The following is a 19404-nucleotide window of genomic DNA, read 5'->3' as shown; positions in this document are numbered from 1 at the left end:
CATAGAATACTTTGCAACACAATTGCATCAAAATTCTGTTATCTTTGTATTGTGAAATTTATAGCATTCATATTATCCTTTTACTTCTTGGCACTTAATGCTGTGCCTTGTAGCGACTCGGCGAATAACGAAATTGATTCCCAAGTTGTTACAGTAATCGATTTTGATGGCGAACACGACCAGGATTGCGAGTTATGCTCGCCTTTCTGCCAATGTCATTGCTGCCACGTTCACACTATAAATTTTGGGCTTGTTGCTTTTGAAACGCTACAGCCTGCAATTCCAAACGAATTTTTCGCCCATTTTGATAATCTTGGCAAAGATATTCCCCATTCCCTTTTACAGCCCCCACAGGTATAATTCAGTTTTCATAGGATAGCTATATCCTGTTTTGACGTGTCCTTATTTTGGATATGTCAAAATAGTGCGTTGCATTTCTGTAATGCGCCCACAGAGAATTTAAACTGAATTAACACCCTTATCTATGATTAATAAAATCATTGATTTTTCAATCAATAACAAATTTATAATTGGTCTGCTCACGCTTGCATTAATTGGTGCTGGCATTTACAGTATGACCCAAGTTCCTATTGATGCCGTGCCAGATATTACCAATAATCAGGTACAGGTCATTACACAATCGCCCAATTTGGGGACAGAGGATATCGAGCAATTTGTAACCTATCCTGTCGAGGTGGCTATGAGTAACCTGCCCAATGTCAAGGAAATCCGTTCGGTTTCCCGCTTTGGTCTTTCTGTTGTAACTATTGTCTTCGACGATGATGTAGGAACATATTTACCCAGACAACTTGTTGCAGAAAAACTGACAGAGGTACAGGAACAAATCCCGATGGGTTTTGGCGAACCGTCTATGGGGCCCATTTCAACGGGACTGGGCGAAATCTACCAATATACCCTTGAAGTCGATGAAGAACACCAAGGTGAATACACAGCAACAGAACTACGAACCATTCAGGATTGGATAGTTCGCAGACAAATGGCAATGGTTACTGGCGTTGTGGAAGTGAATGCTTTTGGCGGAAATAAAAAACAATACGAAGTAGCGGTTGACCCTGACGAACTTCGTGCCATCGGAATTACAATATCTGAAGTGTTTTCAGCTTTGGAAAATAATAATCAGAATACGGGCGGTGCCTATATCGAGCGAAATCATCAAGCTAATTTTATACGTGGCGAAGGTCTTGCCAGAACCGTTTCGGATATCGAAAATATGGTCGTAAAAACGGTCAACGGTATTCCTATAAAAATCAAAGATATAGGGAACGTGAATATAGGAAGCGCCGTGCGCTATGGTGCGCTGACCAAAGATGGTAAGGGTGAAGCCGTAGGCGGAATGATTTTGATGCTCAAAGGCGCAAATTCAAACGAAGTCATCGAAAACGTAACCCAACGGATGGAACAAATACAGCAATCCCTTCCAGATGGGGTAAATATAAAACCTTTCCTCGACCGTAGCGAATTGATTGCCGAAACTACGGGAACAGTAACTGGAAACCTATTGGAAGGTGGCCTCATAGTAATCTTTGTTTTGGTCTTGCTCTTAGGGAATTGGCGCGGTGGTCTAATAGTAGCATCCACCATTCCCCTATCGCTGTTGTTCGCATTTATACTGATGAACGTATTCGACGTGTGGGCAAACCTTATGAGTTTGGGGGCGATTGACTTCGGAATCATCGTGGACGGTGCTGTCATCATTGTGGAAAGTACTGTTTTCCTAATGTATTCTTATGTGGTTAAAAAGAAGGCTGTGAGTTCAGAAACGAGGGACGAAATCGCTGCAAAGGCTTCTAAAAAGATGATGAATGCCGCTTTCTTTGGCCAGCTCATCATTCTAATTGTTTTCCTGCCAATTTTAGCTTTGGAAGGTGTTGAGGGTAAGATGTTTCAGCCTATGGCATTGACCTTCATCTTTGCTATGATTGGCGCAATGTTGCTTTGCTTGACTTATGTTCCAATGATTTCGGCATTATTCCTTAGACCACCAAAATCAGAAAAAAAGTCTTACGGCGATAAGTTTGTCCATTGGATTGAAAGAAAATACGAACCGCTGTTGACCAAATCGCTCGCAAAAGGAAAATTGGTAATAGGTATCGCCATTGCCCTTTTTGTAGTTGCCATTTTTGCCTTTACCAGAATGGGCGGCGAATTCATCCCACAGCTGGATGAAGGCGATATTGCGTTTCACGCCATCCTAAAACCCGGAAGTTCCCTTTCGGAAACCATAGAGACAACAACAAAAATAGAGCGTATAGTTAGAGCGGAATTTCCAGAAGTAGAAACTATCATCAGCCGTATTGGTGTGGCCGATGTACCTACCGACCCTATGCCAATGGATATTGCAGATGTTTTCGTCATTTTAAAACCAAGTGATGAATGGACATCTGCCGAGAGCAAAGATGAATTGGTGGAAAAAATGAAGGAAGCCATAAGCATAGTTCCCGGTGTCAATTATGAATTTACCCAACCCATAGAAATGCGTTTTAATGAATTGCTTACAGGTGTACGTGAAGATGTTGCTATCAAACTGTTTGGGGAAGATTTAGATGTTCTGGCAAGCAAAGCGGAAGAAATGGGTAAAATTATTGCGACCGTTCCAGGTGTTGCCGATATGAAAGTAGAGGCTACAGACGGTCTGCCACAAATTACCATCGACTACAACCGCAATAAACTGGCACAATACGGTCTGGAAATCAACCAACTCAATAGTGTGGTACAGGCTGCTTTCGCAGGTGGTAAGGCAGGTGTGATTTTCGAAGGTGAAAAGCGATTTGACTTGGTAGTAAGACTGCAAAAAGAAAATAGGGAAAGCATTGCCGATATCCAAAACCTATTTATCAATTTGCCCAATGGTTCACAAATTCCGCTAAGGGAAATTGCGAATGTGAGCTACGAACCCGGCCCGATGCAAATAAGCCGGGACAATACAAACAGACGAACGTATGTAGGTATCAATATTCGTGACCGTGATGTTAAATCGGTAGTCGAAGAAATTCAGGATAAATTGGAAACCCAATTTGAGCTACCCGCAGGCTATTACATTCGTTATGGTGGTGCTTTTGAAAACCTTGAACGTGCCAGCAATAAGTTACAGACCGTTGTCCCAATTGCTTTATTGCTCATTTTCATTCTGATTTATTTCGCCCTAAAATCCTTTCCCCAAACCTTGATGATTTATCTGGCCATCCCGATGGCGACCATTGGCGGTGTGTTTGCCCTGTGGCTAAGGGATATGCCGTTTAGCATTTCCGCAGGGGTAGGTTTTATCGTGCTCTTTGGTGTGGCGGTACTGAATGGATTGGTAATGATTAGCGGTCTAAATGAATTGAAGGAAGAAGGTGTGACCAATTTAAAAGACCGCATAGTGGAAGGCACAAAACGAAGGATCCGCCCTATTATGCTTACTGCCTTTACCGACATTCTTGGTTTCCTGCCTATGGCGATTTCAGCATCCGCAGGGGCCGAAGTGCAAAGACCCTTGGCAACCGTGGTCATTGGTGGATTGATAACTTCCACCCTCTTGACGCTCTTTATACTGCCCATTTTTTATCAATGGGTTGAGAAACGTTCGGAACGAAAAGCGAAATTGAACCCAAAATTTGCTACCGCTATGGCAGTGGTTTGTTTGCTGTTTACTTCCACTTTCGCGAAAGCACAGCAAGTTCCACAGAATGATTCTCTACCAATTATTTCATTGGAAAAAGCGGTAGCAATTTCTAAGGAAAACTATCCACTCTTGAAAACGAAACAGTTGGAAATACAAAGACAGACTGCTCTTAAAGGCACAGCTTACGATTTTGGAAACACCCAAGTGTTTACTGGTGGCGAGGAAGTTTCAGATGGTCAGGGTATTTATACATTGGTTGGTTTAGGGCAACAGAATATCAACTTATTTGGCATCGGTGCGAAAAAGCGTCTGCAAAAGCAACGTATCGATTTGGCCGAAACAGCTCTTGACCTTTCTGAACTTCAAATAGAACAGGAAGTGAAAAAGGCGTGGTCGCAAGCTTATCAGCAGCGGCAGAAATTTGAACTGTACAGAGAGCTGGATTCTATCTATTCACAATTTGAAAAAGCCATTGCGCTCAATTATGAGGTGGAAGCCATTTCACGATTGGAATATTCATCAGCGACCAATCAAGCTTTGCAAATCAGCAATAAATTGCAACAGGCTGAAAGCGATTATTACATTGCCCTACAAAAACTCAACTTATGGCTGGTCTCGGACATTTTCTATACTGTTCCCAAATCGCTTGACGAAAGTGAAGTTGCCGTATTGGGCATACCCGCAACAGTAGAAAATCATCCCGAACTGAAGCTTTCGCAAAAGCAAATTGATGAAGCTGAGGCAAATTATGATGCAGCCCGTTCTGACTTGCTTCCTAAGTTTAATCTTCAGGGCGGACTTCAAAGAGTGAACGGCAATAGCGGGTTTTACAGCTATCAAGCTGGTATTTCCATTCCTTTATTTTCTGGAACGGAACGTAGCCAAGCGAAGGCCGCTAAAATCGATAGCGAAATCGCAAGGACTAATGCTGATTATACACAACGCCAATTGCAATCTGAATATCAGCAGGCGGTACAATCCTATCAAAAATGGGAAGCATCCTGGCAATTTTATAGGGATAAAGCCTTGCCGCTTGCTGAAGAGCAACGCAAAGGTGCGCTGCTTGCCTACAAGGAAGGCGCGGTGGACTATGCAGCGTTCACGCAAATCATACGGGATGCCATAAATACCGAAATGGATGCGCTGGACGCGCTCGACAATTATCTAAAATCAGTTTTCGAACTACAATATTTCAAACAATAATGAAAAATCTATCTAAATATACAAACATAGGATTATTGACGATACTCTTAGCGTTGACCTCTTGTGGTGATTCTAAATCAGAATCAGCTGAAAATAATGAGGGAAATCCTGTAACGGAAGAAGCCCACACAGAAGGCGATGCTGAAGAAGTGATGCTTACTGCAAAACAGTTTGATGCATTACAAATGGAAATCGACACCTTACAAATGCGAAATATGAGCGGGTATGTGGAAGCGAATGGCCAGTTGGAAGTCCCACCACAAAACGAAGCAACCATCACAACGGTTGTAGGTGCAAACGTAGTTTCTATAGAAGTTATAGAAGGTGATAAGGTCAATAAAGGGCAAACAGTCGCTTACCTCTCGCATCCCAACATTATCCAAAAACAGACCGACTACCTGAACGCGTATAGCAACAGTCAATTTTTAAAGAAGGAATTTGAACGACAAAAAACCCTCTACGATGCAGGTGTAGGAAGCGGTGCTAATTTTCAAAAGGCAGAAGCCGAATACCAAGCATCCCGAAGTATGGCAAATGGTCTTGAAGCCCAACTGCAACAGCTAAATGTTAGTGCATCGGGCGTAAGAAACGGAACGATTTACCAGCGTGTTGCACTGCGAAGTCCCATAGAAGGATTTGTACAAAAGGTAGAGGTCAAAACAGGGCAGTATGTAGAACCGCAGACAGACCTAATGGAAATCGTGGACACACATCACGTTCACGCAGATTTGATGGTCTTTGAAAAGGATGTCTATAAGGTTAAAGAAGGTCAGAAAGTGACGTTCAATGTTCAATCCATTCCAGGGAAGGAACTTACTGCTGAAATCTATTCCGTAGGAAAGACTTTTGAGCAGAACCCGAAAGCAATACACGTGCACGCAGAAATTGAGAACAAGGAAGGCAACCTGATACCCGGAATGTACATCCAAGGGCGCATACAAACGGACAACAATAAGACGTTGGCGATACCCGAAAGTGCCATAGCCGCTGATGGTAACCGATTTTTTGTGTTTTTAGTTGAAAAGGAAGGTGATGACTGGTCTTTTACACCTAATGAAGTAACAAAAGGGGCTCAAGATGGTGAATGGATTCCCATTGATTTTCTAACAGAACAAAAATCGAATGTGAAGTATGCTTTTAACAATGCTTACTATTTAATGGCAGAAATGAAAAAAGGCGAAGCGGAACATAGCCACTAATCGTATGGAAAACGAGAGAAAACAAAATTTAAAGGAAGCACGCACACTTCAAATCTGGAATGTCATCTATGATGTCATCGAAGTGGTTGTATCGCTTATCGCAGGATTTACAGCAAACAGCTCGGCTTTGATAGGTTGGGGTCTTGATAGCACCATCGAGGTGATAAGTGCCGGAACATTGGGCTGGCGGTTGCACGGCGAAATCAAAGGCATTGATGAAAGGCGTGTAGAGAAAAGAAAAATGATAACGCTCTACGTCATTGCGATATCCTTTGCGCTTATCTGTGCCTTCATATCCTATGATTCCATATCAAAACTGATTAGTCAAGAAACGGCTTCCTGGTCCACGATTGGCATTGTGATACTTATGGTATCATTGGTTGTAAATCCCATTTTGATTTACTACAAAAGGAACTATGGAAATAAACTGGATAGTCCCGCGCTGTTAGCGGATGCCAAGGACACTTTTATCTGCCTGTACCAAACCGTGGTAGTCCTATTGGGTCTGCTGCTCGTGAAATTGTTGGGCTGGTGGTGGGCCGACCCTGTTGCGGCATTATTAATTGTCCCCTATGCGGCAAAAGAAGGCTGGGAAGCCTTTACCAAAGCAAAAAACATTAAAAAGAATCTTGATAAATAATGAAAGAAATAGAAAAAACATTGGAAAACAAAAGTGTGCGTCCTACGGCTATGCGCATTTTGATTTATAAGTATATGGCCGAGAAAGAAATTGCTGTTGCATTAACAGACATTGAGAACGCTTTCGCGAAAGCGGACAGAACTACGCTCTATCGAACCTTAAAAACTTTTGAAGAAAAAGGAATCGTGCACCAAATAGACGATGGCACTAATATTTCAAAATATGCGCTTTGTGAACCTGGGTGCAATTGTGAAATCGAACAAGATTTACACCTGCATTTTCATTGCAACAACTGCGATGAAACCGTATGTCTTACAGAACATAAGATACCGCAGGTTAATCTACCAGATGGATATGTGGCTGAGGATGCTAACTTGGTTATAAAAGGTATTTGCGAAAAGTGTAGCGGGCAATAAATGCACTTCCGTTGCACGGTTTAAACCTGTACTTTGAACGCTGAAAAATAAGAACTTATGATACAGTTTATAGATACGAATAAAGAGAGCCTGATTGCCGCAAAGCTTTCGGGTAAATTGAACGAAGAAAATTTAAAGACCATTCACAAACAAATCCATAGAATCATCGACAAGGGTTACAAAGTGGACTTTTATTTTGAAATGGAAGATTTTGAAGGCTATACTCTAAAAGGTTTTTGGGAAGACATAAAAACAGATGCCGCACATATCGATGACTATGGGAAAATGGCGTTTGTTGGCGAAAAGAAATGGCAAGAATGGGCTGCGAAAGCCACCGACTTCTTCACAAGCTCGGAAGTAAAATACTTCGATTTAAAAGATAAAGAACAAGCTAAAATTTGGATATCAAAATAGATGAAAAAGAAAAAAGTAAATTTACGCGACATAGACCCTAAAGAACATAAGGGCGAGCACAGCCACGATGACGGACACAATCACAGCAGTCCGGAAGAATTGTCAAACTTCAGAACTTATTTGCCTGCCATTTTCAGCTTTGTGATGCTGATTGCTGGTATTGCCATTGATTATTTTGATGCCTTTCCGTTTTTTAAAGGTTGGATTCGTGTTGTCTGGTATACAGTAGCTTATATCCCGGTGGGATTTCCCGTTATACGGGAAGGATGGAACAGTATCTTAAAAGGCGATTTCTTTACGGAATTTTTCTTGATGTCCATTGCCACTTTGGGGGCATTTGCCATAGGCGAATATCCCGAAGGTGTGGCGGTTATGCTTTTCTATGCCGTAGGCGAACTGTTTCAAAATGCAGCGGTCAACCGTGCCAAAAGAAATATCAAAGCACTACTCGATGTGCGCCCTAACGAAGCATTGGTCTATCGTGATGATGATTTTGTCTCTGTCAATCCTGAAACCGTCGAGATTGGCGAGAAAATTCAAGTACGGGTGGGTGAAAAAGTACCTCTCGATGGTATTTTACTTTCAGAGAAAGGGTCGTTTAATACCGCAGCGTTAACGGGCGAAAGCAAGCCCGATACGATTGCAAAAGGCGAAAAGGTTTTTGCGGGAAGTATCAATCTCGATGGTGTCATCGAAGTTGAAACCACCAAAGAATTTAAGGATAGTTCTATTGCCCGTATTCTGGATATGGTTCAGAATGCCACCGCCCGCAAATCAAAGACTGAATTGTTCATCAGAAAGTTTGCACGGATTTACACACCTATCGTTGTATTTCTTGCTATCGGCTTAACGTTTTTGCCTTACTTTTTTGTGGACGATTATGTATTTAGGGATTGGCTTTATCGTGCGTTGATTTTCTTGGTTATTTCCTGTCCCTGTGCATTGGTCATTTCCATCCCGCTTGGATATTTCGGCGGCCTGGGTGCAGCATCCCGAAACGGTATTTTGTTCAAGGGCGCATCCTTTTTGGATGCAATGACCAAAGTTAATACCGTGGTAATGGATAAAACGGGAACTGTTACCAAAGGGGTCTTTAAGATTAAGGAAGTGGTCAATAAATCCGCTTTCGCGGAAGCGGAATTTATGCAATACCTGATGGCGATGGAAGAACAATCCACCCACCCCATTGCAAAAGCAATTTTGGAATATAAGGCAGATGGTGCAGATTTGGAAGCGACCGAAGTTTCTGAAGTCGCTGGAAAAGGCTTAAAAGGAACGGTCAACGGAAAAACCGTTTTGGTCGGTAATAAAGCATTGATGACCTCGAACAGCATCGAAGTACCTTCTGAAACCGATAGCATTGTAGAATCCATAGTAATGGTTGCCATTGATGGAAAGTTTGCAGGCTATGTGACCATCGCCGATGAGCTGAAGGAAGATGCCCACCAAGCCATTAAGCAAATACGTGAGGCTGGTATTTCAAAAATCATAATGCTTTCGGGCGATAAGGATTCCATTACCCAGCAAGTATCTAAAGAATTGAATATTGATTGGGCAAAAGGTGGTTTATTGCCGGAAGATAAGTTAAACGAGGTCGAAGAACTCAAAAAACAACCTGAAACGAAAGTGGCATTCATAGGCGATGGTATTAATGATGCGCCTGTATTGGCAGCAAGTGGTGTAGGTATCGCAATGGGTGGTTTGGGTAGCGATGTTGCCATTGAGACGGCAGATGTTATCATCCAAACCGACCAACCAAGCAAGATTGCAAGAGCAATAAAAATTGGGCGTTCTACCCGAAGTATCGTTTGGCAAAATATTGGCTTGGCATTTGGGGTGAAAGTAATTGTGCTTATTCTTGGTGCAGGTGGTCTTGCCACAATGTGGGAAGCGGTGTTTGCCGATGTGGGTGTGGCGTTGCTTGCTATTTTAAATGCGGTTCGGTTGCAACGGATGAAATGGGAATCATAATCTTTCAAAGTTCTCATAATGTTGCTGCTAAATATTTACCGATAAAAATCCGCTATCTTTATTGGTCACAACACGTCCTATTTTATGATACATATTCTTACAACAGGTGGCACCATTGAGGGACTGGATTATGTAGATGGTCAAGGTATTACCCAATCAAATATCAGTATTCAAGGCTTTCTTGATAAAGCCAATATTGGTTTTGAATACACCATAGAAAGTGTTTTCAAAAAAGATAGCAGAGCCATAACGGATGATGACAGAGAGCAATTGGTTTGCAAGATTAAGGAATCTAATGCGACTAAGATTTTAATAACACACGGTACTTTCACTATGGAAGATACCGCAAAATATATCGGAAGACTCAATCTGAAAAAAACCATTATTCTGGTTGGGTCTTTCACTTTAGGTTCATCTGAGAATACAGATGCACCATTTAATTTAGGATATGCAATCAGCTCGCTTCAGCTTCTAAAACCGGATGTTTATATTGCTATGAACGGACAAATTTTTCTTTGGAACAATGTTTCAAAAAATTTAGAAACCAACAAATTTGAGCGCAATGAGTAGAAATATAAATGTTTGGGACATCAATACATTGGACAACGTTCTTCTATCTTTTAATAGATACGTTCATTGTATTGCTTACCCTTTATTTTTCAAGAAAGAAAACTCGCAGTAGCCTAAGGCGATTTCTTTATCTCGGAATTTTATTTATTGCCTATAATGCCACTGGCGGGTTTCTACCCGTAGAAAACTTTCCCGGACCTTTTATCCTTCAATATATCATCACATACGGTGTGGCCATTGCGCTTTGCGTTTACATTGTTTACTACCTTTATAAAGAGTATGACATCGTTGTATTGAAGTTCAACTCATCTATTAGAAATCTCGCTATACTGGCAAGCGTTAGCTTTGTAGTTTTATTTTTGATTCCTTATTTCCTGACAGATTCGCTGAAATCGGCACGTTTTCTTTTTACCATTCCCATTTCTATAATAGCCTTCATTTTTCTATTTATTTTTTACCGTAGAATCGCAAATCCCAGCAATCCAAATACCTTTATAGTAAGGCGAAACAAGCTGTCGATGGTTAGTGTGGCAAGCATAGCCTTATTACCCATTTGTACGGTTATAGGCGACTACCAATGGATAACTTTTACAGTAATGAACTTGGCTTTTTTTGCGATAACCGCTATTGAAGCAGATAGGTATTTGTACTTTATAGAAAACAATAATCGAATGTATGAGGTATTCGCGCTAAAGAAAAAACAACGGGATGAATCGGTAGAACGCAAAATCATCTATGAAGATTTAACCCGAAGGGAAATCGAGGTAGCCTTGTCAATTCTGAGCAATTTGAGCTATAGAAATATTGCCAAAGATTTATTCATCGCTGAAAGTACCGTATCGAAACACGCATCCAATATCTTCAAAAAGACAGGCGTAAAGAATAGGCGTGAATTTTTAAAGCGATTCAGGAAGAAAAAATAGACAAATTCAATTCTTACAGAAACCACTATTGGCAACGCCTCACAAGTTATCCGTAGAAAAATACGGACTATTCCGTAATTATATACGGTACGTTTTCCTTGTAAAAATCCCAAGGTAAAGTTACTTTAGATAGAGTTCCCTAAAATACATCAATGAATCACAAATTTTATGAAGCGTGACTTTCATTTATACCATTTTGCAGGACTATGACATCATTTAACCAACCTTATCAACTAAATCCCATTTCTATGGTTTACATCATTAAAGTTCCTGCTTATGAACTCACAATTGCTATCTCAAAAACTTTTAAAGGATCTGGATGAAATCAAAATTCAGAATGGAAACATTATAGAAAGTACCTACCTTTCCATAAAGGCCTGTCGCAAACTACTGAGCGCCTACAAAAAAGAAATAATCAAAACGAAATTTAAGACGGTTCAAGATGAGATAAATTTCTTCAAGAACACAAAGCAGGTTCCACTCATTAAACTCATTTACTTTTCTGAAATACATTCATTTGAGATTCAGCTTCCCAAAGGCGATACGGATGCCCAACTAAAATCGATAAAGAAAAAAATCAATAAAATAAACCGGTTTTTTCTTTACAATATTGATTTTGGTCGATACGTCAATTCTGGGGCTACCCATTTTGACAAAGAATATTACACAAGGGATTATCTGGAAAGCTTTCATATCACAACATCCAAATTCTACTTCCAAGACCCTGAATTTTGCACACCAAGAGATATGCTTTTGGGTAAATACAAGGCTTATGATTATTTAGTGACCTATTTAGATGAAAAGAAAGATAGGGTTCGTAACGGATTAAACGGAAAACACAAGAGTATCAAACCAATGGAAAAAATTGATTGGCCATTTTCCAACACAGATTATGTGGAACTGCTCTACGCTCTATGTTCAAAAGGATTGGGAAAACAAAACAATCGAGGGATTATGCAAGTTTCAAAGAAGTTGGAACAACTTTTTAATATTGAACCAAAGGACATCTACAAAACCTATCAGGACATTAAAAACAGGAAAAACAGCAGAACACTTTTTCTCGACGAACTTTCTACATCACTACTCATTGAAATGGATAAAAGTGAGGAATAGACCTTCATTACCCACTATAAATAGGACGCTTTAAACTGTTAAAAAATGACCGTAGTACGGTTGACCTACGGTAATCGAGTTCTGCATCAATTTACCATAAATTTTAGAGTGATTTGATAGCATCATTTTATAAAAATTATCTCAAAACAGTATAAAACATAACAAATTTCAAGATGTTAAATTTTGACCGTAGTACGGTCGTACTGGGGAATAAAATCCAATAAACCTATTCAAATTTGTAGAACGAAAGTCAAATTAGGTCAGGGACTATCAATTAAAAGTATGAACCCAGATAGTCCCTTTCTATTAAAACCGTTCTATTATGCCGACAAGTATTATTACCACAGACGACCTTCGGGAATTCAAAATGGAATTGCTCGATGACATCAAGAAACTACTTACCAACCAGTCCAAAGGAAAGCTTAAAAAGTACCTTAAATCTTCAGAGGTTATGGATTTACTTCAAGTAAGTCCGGGCACTTTGCAAAATCTTCGTATCAATGGCACATTACCTTACACAAAGGTTGGTGGCATTATCTATTACGATACAGAAGAAATTCAAAAAGTGATGGATACCAACCGTGTACAGCACGGTTTAAATTCTTAAGCGATGAACTATATAAAGCTACTCAATGCGGCTTTTGAAAAGTTCTATTTTGATGACCGCCTAAATCCTACCCATATCAGTTTGTATATGGCGCTGTTCCAAGAATGGAACAGCTCTCGGTTTATGAACGAATTCTTTGTAAACCGACGGGAATTGATGCGCGTTGCCAAGATTGGTTCAAAATCAACATACCATAGATGTATTGTTGATTTGGATACTTGGCAGTACCTATCCTACTTTCCTTCCAACAATCCATACAAAGGCAGTAAAATCAAGATGGCCATTATTGGGACAAGTGATGAACCAGTTGCGGGACAGTACAATCCCATTTTAGAACAGCTTGCGGAACAGTACCATCCCAGAGGTGTACCGCTTGAGGGACACCACCATCCCAAAAACGGACAGGTTGTGTACCAACACCGTCCCATAGGTGGACAAGCATTGGTATCTAATACAAACAATAACAAACAAGAAAACAATATAAAACAGCCAAAGGGCAGGCAGGCCGTTATTTTATTTTTTGAAGAAAAAGGTTTTGATTCTGATGAAGGAAAAAAATTCTACGAGCACTATGCCGACCGAGAATGGCAAACGAGCGACGGAAAGCCGATACGGGATTGGCGCTCATTGGCTACAAACTGGATGGATAGAACCGAACTTTTCGAAGAAGAAAACAAATCAAACAAAAAAGAAGTGTCCCAAATCAAGGACAACTTGCGAACCACTAAAAACAAAGATTATGGACAACCCCTCTAAAATTATCGAAGGTGGCGTGGAATATTCGCTGGGAAATTTTGATGGCAAAAGTGTTTTGTACGATTTCCCGAAAATTTTGATTTACCTGAACGCTAAGGGCAGACTAATGTTCGGTAAAAAATTTAGGATTTACGATGAGGATAAGGATATTTTACTGAAGTTGTGTTCCTACTTCATCAAGGACAAAGAGAATTGCGAATCCTACGGGATCGATGTTGACAAAGGCATTTTACTTTCTGGACCTGTTGGTTGTGGAAAGACCAGCTTAATGAAGTTGCTTCGGCACATCGTACCGATGCAGCGACCGTATGAAATGATTCCTTGTCGAAATGTGGCGTTTGGTTTCAATCATTTAGGGTTTAAGACGGTAGAGGAATATGGGAATACCAAATTCTACTGTTTTGATGATTTAGGTGTTGAACCTGCTGGTAGGTTTTACGGGAAAGACTTAAATGTGATGGGCGAAGTTCTCTTGTCTCGCTACGAACTCTTTCTAGATACCAAGCGCAAAATTAAAACTCACGCCACTACTAATCTCAATGCTGAGGAACTAGAAGAACGTTATGGCAATCGTGTGCGAAGTAGAATGCGAGAGCTGTTTAACTTGATAGCTTTTGATACTAAGGCTGGGGATAAAAGGAAGTAGCTCAATTTCTGAAGGACTTATATAGCAGAATAACTTCTGAAATGAATTGTAATACTATATCCTTTAAGCTCTTTGTTAACTCTAAAAATAGTTCTTTCATAATTCTAATGTTTTTGAAGGGATTGCAAAACGGTCAATGCGATACTTTGGATGTTATTGGAATCTGAAGTATACTTGCCTTCATCCTCATTACTCAAAAATCCCAATTCCAAAAGAAGCGAGGGACAATGATTTATAGTTTCCCGAAGCACTTGGAAGTCGGCAAACTTTACACCTCTACTTTCATATCCTAATTGTTTATTGAGTATAGCCTGTAGCTGAAATGCAAGCCAAGTGGCATCATCAGAATATTTGGATGTTGCACCTGCCACATAAACTTCAATCCCTCGTGTATTTGGATTATCCGAATGATTACAATGCAGCGACACAAACAAATCTGCTTTTAAGGCTTTGGTCAGCTTCGACCTATGCGATAAAGAAATGAGCGTATCGGTGTACCTGGTTAAGTAAATTTCCAAAGGTTTATCTAACTCATCATTCAACTTTAAAATGGCATTTGCAATATTGAGTACAACATCCTTTTCTTGGATGCCATTTACACCTATCGCACCGGAATCTTTTCCACCGTGTCCGACGTCAATTACAATTCGTTTTTGGATTGCAGTTTCCTGACCAAAAATGATACATATTTTTAGAAGCAAAAAGACAAAACTGACGTTTTTGAGCACTTTTTTCATTTTCAATTTTCGGGTTATCAACAACTTCACTTCAAAATTTCATAAAATTTGATGCCAAATAATAGCAACGGAATTCAAACAAAACCAAATAATATTTTATTCACAAATATTTGATTTTCAGTTATTTATATTCAAATATATGTAAATTTCCCATAACGAAAACAACACAAAAATTTAAACTGTTACGTTATGAATAAATCACTCTATTTAGCATCCTTTCTTTCGCTCTTATCCACTTCGCTATTTGCTCAAATTGGTGGCATTGAAGATTCCGTTAACGATGTGGGCGATACAATAAGAACCGTATTTCCCATTTTACTCGGTGTCATTTTCCTTGTTGGTTTCCTGTTTAATGCAGGACACTTCTTTGGCGAAAATGCTGACCTTAAAAAAGGGATTACCCGAGTTCTCGTCTTTGTTTTGATTGCCGGTGCCGTAGTCGGCATATTCACGTATCTCATAGGAATTGTTGTGTAAATGAAACGGTTCGAGGTCTATAGAAACATCAGGAAACGGGCGGTCATTTTTGGGCTGCCCATTTCCCTGTTTGCCCTAATGATGGTTTCTATTCTCGCGTCGCTTTTGGTTATTATTTTCTCATTCAGCTTTGGGATAATTATTGGCGTACTGGTTTTTAATGCTGGGCTCTATGTCGCATTGACAAGAATTTCCCATAACCCTCAGCTATTTCAAACTGCCAACGCGTTTCCCAGAATAATAAGCAACAAAAGAAATTCAGGCTTCGACTATGAACAAGATTAACCTTTCTAAATATCAACCCATTGCAGATATTCAAGACAATATCGTGTTTGCCAATAATGGCAATGTCGTTTTGTGTTATGAAGGGAATTTGCCAGAAATCTATTCCTTATCTGAAAAGGATTTTGAGGATATGCACGGTGCTTGGTTTCAGGCTCTAAAATCATTGCCTGTGGGGACTGTGGTTCATAAACAGGATATCTACCTGAAGAAATCTTATTCTTCAGAACAGCTTCCGAACAAAACTTTTTTAGAGAAAGTAACTCACGAGCATTTCAAAGGTCGAGGACACATTGAGCATAAATGCTATCTGTTTTTCATCCTGACCAAGAACAAGGCACTTAACAATTCAAAATACGTCAATCCCTTTAGGAAAGTTTCAAAGGGAATAGTGCAAGAACTGGATGACAACGTTAAGAGCTTTGTCAATTCGGTAAGTGATTCTGTATCCTTTATAAACAATAGCCGCAAAATGACATTCCTTTCGCTTAAAGCGAAAGAGATTCAAGAGCTTACAAATGGCTATTTCAATGGTTTCAACGAAGGTTTTGACACGGACATCATATTAGAAAAGAAAAGCGTCAATATTGGCGAAAACCATTTTGATGCCCTGGCCATCAATAGCGAACTGTGCTTTGGCGAAAGTGTACAGAGTAGCAAGACCAATGAGAAATTCACTTCTGACGATTTTGTGTTTCATCAAGGGTTTATTGATGGCTTAGGGCTTACGCTTAACGAGAACCATATCGTCAACCAAATTCTATATCTGGATGACAAGCAAAAGTGGCGAAAGCTGCTCGACAAGAAAGTTGAGGAACTGAACAAAAGTTCAAATTTCGGTTCGCAGAACAAAGTGGTGCTTGGGAAGATTCAACACATCCTTGACCAAATAAATGCAGATGACAATGCACGAATCATTCGTGGTCATTTGAACATCGTGTATTGGTCTAAAGATGCCAAAGAACTCGATAAGATTACCTCAAAAATCAAAACCGAATTTAAGGAACTGGATATCATCCCATACTATCCACGAGGCGAAGAACGGAAGAATTATATTCTGAATAGCTACTGCTGTTTTTCATCCAATTTCTCGAATAACGATTTATACGTTACCGATTTGAAGCACGCCCTGTGCTTGTTCATTAATAACACGAACTATAAATCCGATACTACAGGAATCATCTTTAACGACCGGGAACACAACATTCCTGTTCTAAAGGATGTCTGGGACGAGCGCAAGAAGCGCATCAAGGCACGTAACTTTGCTATTTTCGCGCCCACAGGCGAAGGAAAATCCTTTTTGGCCAATAACATTCTGCGTCAATATTTTGAGAGTGGTGTCCGCCTGGTCATTATTGATCTCGGTGGATCCTACACCAAGTTTGCCAAACTCTACCCAGAAAAATACACGGTACTACGCTACGAAAGCGGAAAAAATCTTGGTATCAATCCATTCTACATAAGCGATGTAAACGACCTGACACCTGAACGTTTGGAAGACCTATCAGTATTCCTATTTGAACTCTTCGCTTCGGATTTGAAAGTGACCAAAGCACAATCGGTTTCGGTTAAAAAGATATTGCGCCATTACTACGATAGCACCACAGAAAATCACTCTTTGGATGGTTTTTACAGCTTTATAGAAAGGAATCAGAAAGAGCTTCTGAGCACCTTAAAAATCCATCCCGACTACTTCAATGTGACGAGCTTTTTGCACGTAATGTCCGAATACGTCGGCGATGGTCTATATAGTTTTCTGTTCGAGGTCAGCGAAGACCAGACATATAAAATCGAGGACAAGCGATTGATTGTTTTTGAACTTGATGAAGTCAAGGACAATAAGGAAATCCTATCCGTAATGCTCAAACTAATAAAGTCAGCTATCCAAAGAACGATTTGGAAGAACCGAGCTGAAAAAGGCATCATCCTATTCGACGAGTTTGCAAAGCAACTGAAGTTTGATAACGTACTGGAAAGCGTGGAATTTTACTATCAAGCCATTCGTAAACAAAATGGTGCCATCGGGATTATTCTTCAGTCCATCAACCAGTTGCCTAATAATTCGACTTCCGCAAGTATACTTGAAAACACACAGGTCATCTATAGCCTGAACAATGAAAAGGGCTATGACGAATTGGTTAAAAGGCTCAATCTGTCCAGCCACGACCTGAACCAATTAAAATCCATAAAAAACAATCTTTCTGGACCACGCAAATACACCGAAATGTTCATCAAAATAGGTAGGGAAAGCAACATCTTCCGTCTCGAAGTCCCGAAGGAAGTCTATGCAGCTTACCTCACAGACGGTAAGGAAAACGAAGAAATAATGAAGCTCTACAATGAGCATCAGGATATGCAAAAAGCAATCATTCAATTCACATCTAAAATATAATATTATGAAGACAAAAATTTTAATTATCGCAACGGTATTCATCTTTTTACTGCCTGCACGCGCTGCGTGCCAGGGAATGCCAGTTTATGACAATACCAACTTTATCAGCTTGGTAAAACAACTCTTGGAATCTGGTAAGCAGACGGCAGAAATGATCAAGTCCGTAAAGTTCTTGAAGGATGCCAAGGAAGCAATTGAGAAAGTATCCAGCGTCGTTCAACAGCTAAGGGCGGTTGAGGAAATCGCACAGAACAATCAGCGCCTTATCAATGTAATGCAGAATGACCTTCAGGATATTCTGAATTCGCCCTACATCAAACCCGAAGAAATTGATAGGGTTGTAGCCTCTTTTGAAACCATTGTACAAAATTCATTGGACACGGTGGATTTTATAGACGAAGTCCTATCCAGCGATTACCTGAAAATGAGCGATGCCGAACGTGCCGAAATATTGAAAGCAAAAGAACTGGAATCTAAACAAATGGTTTCCAACATCACTACGAAGACAAAACGCTATCGTGATATTATTTCCTTCAGAAAAATGCAGGATAAAGTCAATAACCGCGAAACAGAATATTAACAATGACAGCGACCATCATTTTAGGGATTGGGTTGGAATACATTGATACGGTTTTCCAGACCATACAGGCCAGCGACTTTTCGCAATATACTATTGCCGGAATGAAAACGCTCGCTGTCCTATTCTTTTTGGTAAACATCCTTAAAAAATACAATGAAGGCATTGCAGACAAGGACGGTTACACTTGGGGATTGAGTCCGGGCGAACTGGCTAAGAATTTTGCCATTGTCCTACTGGTCATATTTTCAACGCAGGTGTTAGGATTCTTTGATGGGATATTGGTAGCCATCGAGGGACAATATAGGGGCACGGCACCTGCGTTACTTCCCTTGCAAATGCAGGATATTCCATTAGAGGAAGATGTAAGTCTATTTGATGCCGCAAGTTCGGCAATGACGCTTTTGTATGAGGCGTTGGTAACGCCACTTTACGGTTTCAAGATATTGGCTTTTATCCTAAGTACCATCCTCTGGATATTGGATTTGTTCATCTATCCGCTATTCTTGGCAGAGCGTTTTTTCCTCTTGGGAATAATGCAGGCGTTCTTTCCATTGGTCATTAGTTTGGCGGTTTTTGAAAAGTTCCGTTCGCTCGCCTATACCTTCTTTAAATTGTACGCTGCCGTTTATATGCTCGTGCCAGCCTTCTTTCTGGTCAATGTGTTTATCAATGCCATTTACACGGAAATAAATACCAATTTCTGGGTCAACCTGTTTGGAACCGATACAGGTCAAGGCTTTTTTGCACCTGTAGTTCAATTAGGCTCAGTTGGGTTTATCGTTTTTCTCAAATTCAAATTGTACAGACGTGCCACCTCGTTTACACTCAGATTATTTACCAACTAATCCAATTC

General features: G+C 40.2%; 18 protein-coding genes. 17 read left to right on the top strand and 1 reads right to left on the bottom strand.

Translation table 11 applies throughout. The annotated features are described in order from the left end of the window. Positions 1-51 precede the first annotated feature (51 nt). The 13 genes from JJQ60_RS22245 to JJQ60_RS02155 all read left to right on the top strand — a co-directional run bounded on the left by JJQ60_RS22245 (position 52) and on the right by JJQ60_RS02155 (position 14083). Entirely contained in the window at positions 52-360 is a 309-nt protein-coding gene (locus JJQ60_RS22245; protein WP_317193978.1) for a DUF6660 family protein, read from the top strand. A 124-nt stretch (positions 361-484) separates the two neighbouring features. Beyond that, entirely contained in the window at positions 485-4828 is a 4344-nt protein-coding gene (locus JJQ60_RS02210; protein WP_201916305.1) for a CusA/CzcA family heavy metal efflux RND transporter, read from the top strand. Beyond that, entirely contained in the window at positions 4828-6027 is a 1200-nt protein-coding gene (locus JJQ60_RS02205) for an efflux RND transporter periplasmic adaptor subunit (RefSeq protein ID WP_126160963.1), read from the top strand. The genes JJQ60_RS02210 and JJQ60_RS02205 overlap by 1 nt, the downstream gene beginning before the upstream one ends. A 4-nt stretch (positions 6028-6031) precedes the next feature. Next, positions 6032-6667, top strand: a complete 636-nt coding sequence (locus JJQ60_RS02200; RefSeq protein ID WP_201916304.1) for a cation transporter — start codon at positions 6032-6034, stop codon at positions 6665-6667. Next, positions 6667-7083, top strand: coding sequence for a Fur family transcriptional regulator (locus tag JJQ60_RS02195; protein ID WP_126160965.1), 417 nt, complete (start codon positions 6667-6669; stop codon positions 7081-7083). Before JJQ60_RS02200 ends, JJQ60_RS02195 begins: the two co-directional genes overlap by 1 nt. Positions 7084-7140: 57 nt before the next feature. Beyond that, positions 7141-7497 (top strand): SpoIIAA family protein, encoded by a 357-nt coding sequence (locus JJQ60_RS02190; RefSeq protein WP_201916303.1) that lies wholly within the window; start codon positions 7141-7143, stop codon positions 7495-7497. Then, the gene (locus tag JJQ60_RS02185) at positions 7498-9468 is read left to right on the top strand and encodes a heavy metal translocating P-type ATPase (protein ID WP_201916302.1); all 1971 of its coding nucleotides are present in this window, start codon (positions 7498-7500) and stop codon (positions 9466-9468) included. It abuts the gene before it with no gap. An 84-nt stretch (positions 9469-9552) separates the two neighbouring features. Continuing rightward, on the top strand, positions 9553-10038 hold the full coding sequence (locus JJQ60_RS02180) for an asparaginase domain-containing protein (protein ID WP_201916301.1): 486 nt from the start codon (positions 9553-9555) through the stop codon (positions 10036-10038). An 8-nt stretch (positions 10039-10046) separates the two neighbouring features. After that, complete coding sequence (locus JJQ60_RS02175; protein WP_201916300.1) at positions 10047-10961, top strand: helix-turn-helix domain-containing protein; 915 nt, start codon at positions 10047-10049, stop codon at positions 10959-10961. A gap of 276 nt (positions 10962-11237) precedes the next feature. Then, positions 11238-12074, top strand: a complete 837-nt coding sequence (locus tag JJQ60_RS02170; protein ID WP_201916299.1) for an RteC domain-containing protein — start codon at positions 11238-11240, stop codon at positions 12072-12074. Between the two features lie 322 nt (positions 12075-12396). Next, positions 12397-12681, top strand: a complete 285-nt coding sequence (locus JJQ60_RS02165) for a helix-turn-helix domain-containing protein (protein ID WP_201916298.1) — start codon at positions 12397-12399, stop codon at positions 12679-12681. A gap of 3 nt (positions 12682-12684) precedes the next feature. Further along, on the top strand, positions 12685-13437 hold the full coding sequence (locus tag JJQ60_RS02160; protein WP_201916297.1) for a hypothetical protein: 753 nt from the start codon (positions 12685-12687) through the stop codon (positions 13435-13437). Continuing rightward, positions 13421-14083: an ATPase gene (locus JJQ60_RS02155; RefSeq protein ID WP_201916296.1), complete on the top strand. Its 663-nt coding sequence runs from the start codon at positions 13421-13423 to the stop codon at positions 14081-14083. The genes JJQ60_RS02160 and JJQ60_RS02155 overlap by 17 nt, the downstream gene beginning before the upstream one ends. A 104-nt stretch (positions 14084-14187) precedes the next feature. On the opposite strand, the gene JJQ60_RS02150 is transcribed toward JJQ60_RS02155, so the two are convergent. Next, the gene (locus JJQ60_RS02150; protein ID WP_201917171.1) at positions 14188-14820 is read right to left on the bottom strand and encodes an N-acetylmuramoyl-L-alanine amidase family protein; all 633 of its coding nucleotides are present in this window, start codon (positions 14818-14820) and stop codon (positions 14188-14190) included. Between the two features lie 189 nt (positions 14821-15009). Between JJQ60_RS02150 and JJQ60_RS02145 the strand changes: the two genes are divergently transcribed. The 4 genes from JJQ60_RS02145 to JJQ60_RS02130 all read left to right on the top strand — a co-directional run bounded on the left by JJQ60_RS02145 (position 15010) and on the right by JJQ60_RS02130 (position 19396). Continuing rightward, entirely contained in the window at positions 15010-15297 is a 288-nt protein-coding gene (locus JJQ60_RS02145) for a hypothetical protein (protein WP_201916295.1), read from the top strand. Between the two features lie 271 nt (positions 15298-15568). Beyond that, entirely contained in the window at positions 15569-17971 is a 2403-nt protein-coding gene (locus tag JJQ60_RS02140; RefSeq protein ID WP_201916294.1) for a TraG family conjugative transposon ATPase, read from the top strand. Positions 17972-17975: 4 nt separating this feature from the next. Next, positions 17976-18551 carry a conjugal transfer protein gene (locus JJQ60_RS02135; RefSeq protein WP_201916293.1) on the top strand — a complete coding sequence of 192 codons (576 nt, stop codon included), beginning with the start codon at positions 17976-17978 and terminating at the stop codon, positions 18549-18551. Between the two features lie 2 nt (positions 18552-18553). Further along, positions 18554-19396 (top strand): hypothetical protein, encoded by an 843-nt coding sequence (locus JJQ60_RS02130; RefSeq protein ID WP_067030851.1) that lies wholly within the window; start codon positions 18554-18556, stop codon positions 19394-19396. Positions 19397-19404: the final 8 nt, after the last annotated feature.

The organism is Aquimarina mytili (assembly GCF_016735115.1).
GTDB lineage: Bacteria > Bacteroidota > Bacteroidia > Flavobacteriales > Flavobacteriaceae > Aquimarina > Aquimarina mytili.
Note: the sequence above shows the minus strand (reverse complement) of the source record. Positions and strands in the feature narration are given on the sequence as shown.

Excerpts from the sequence above, each read along its gene's own strand:
- JJQ60_RS02145 (WP_201916295.1), top strand. The coding sequence starts at position 15,010 with ATGAATAAATCACTCTATTTAGCATCCTTTCTTTCGCTCTTATCCACT.
- JJQ60_RS02200 (WP_201916304.1), top strand. The coding sequence starts at position 6,032 with ATGGAAAACGAGAGAAAACAAAATTTAAAGGAAGCACGCACACTTCAA.
- JJQ60_RS02195 (WP_126160965.1), top strand. The coding sequence starts at position 6,667 with ATGAAAGAAATAGAAAAAACATTGGAAAACAAAAGTGTGCGTCCTACG.
- JJQ60_RS02135 (WP_201916293.1), top strand. The coding sequence starts at position 17,976 with ATGAAGACAAAAATTTTAATTATCGCAACGGTATTCATCTTTTTACTG.
- JJQ60_RS02180 (WP_201916301.1), top strand. The coding sequence starts at position 9,553 with ATGATACATATTCTTACAACAGGTGGCACCATTGAGGGACTGGATTAT.
- JJQ60_RS02185 (WP_201916302.1), top strand. The coding sequence starts at position 7,498 with ATGAAAAAGAAAAAAGTAAATTTACGCGACATAGACCCTAAAGAACAT.
- JJQ60_RS02130 (WP_067030851.1), top strand. The coding sequence starts at position 18,554 with ATGACAGCGACCATCATTTTAGGGATTGGGTTGGAATACATTGATACG.
- JJQ60_RS02190 (WP_201916303.1), top strand. The coding sequence starts at position 7,141 with ATGATACAGTTTATAGATACGAATAAAGAGAGCCTGATTGCCGCAAAG.
- JJQ60_RS02150 (WP_201917171.1), bottom strand. The coding sequence starts at position 14,820 with ATGAAAAAAGTGCTCAAAAACGTCAGTTTTGTCTTTTTGCTTCTAAAA.
- JJQ60_RS02165 (WP_201916298.1), top strand. The coding sequence starts at position 12,397 with ATGCCGACAAGTATTATTACCACAGACGACCTTCGGGAATTCAAAATG.
- JJQ60_RS02155 (WP_201916296.1), top strand. The coding sequence starts at position 13,421 with ATGGACAACCCCTCTAAAATTATCGAAGGTGGCGTGGAATATTCGCTG.
- JJQ60_RS02205 (WP_126160963.1), top strand. The coding sequence starts at position 4,828 with ATGAAAAATCTATCTAAATATACAAACATAGGATTATTGACGATACTC.
- JJQ60_RS02170 (WP_201916299.1), top strand. The coding sequence starts at position 11,238 with ATGAACTCACAATTGCTATCTCAAAAACTTTTAAAGGATCTGGATGAA.
- JJQ60_RS02210 (WP_201916305.1), top strand. The coding sequence starts at position 485 with ATGATTAATAAAATCATTGATTTTTCAATCAATAACAAATTTATAATT.
- JJQ60_RS02175 (WP_201916300.1), top strand. The coding sequence starts at position 10,047 with ATGTTTGGGACATCAATACATTGGACAACGTTCTTCTATCTTTTAATA.
- JJQ60_RS02160 (WP_201916297.1), top strand. The coding sequence starts at position 12,685 with ATGAACTATATAAAGCTACTCAATGCGGCTTTTGAAAAGTTCTATTTT.
- JJQ60_RS02140 (WP_201916294.1), top strand. The coding sequence starts at position 15,569 with ATGAACAAGATTAACCTTTCTAAATATCAACCCATTGCAGATATTCAA.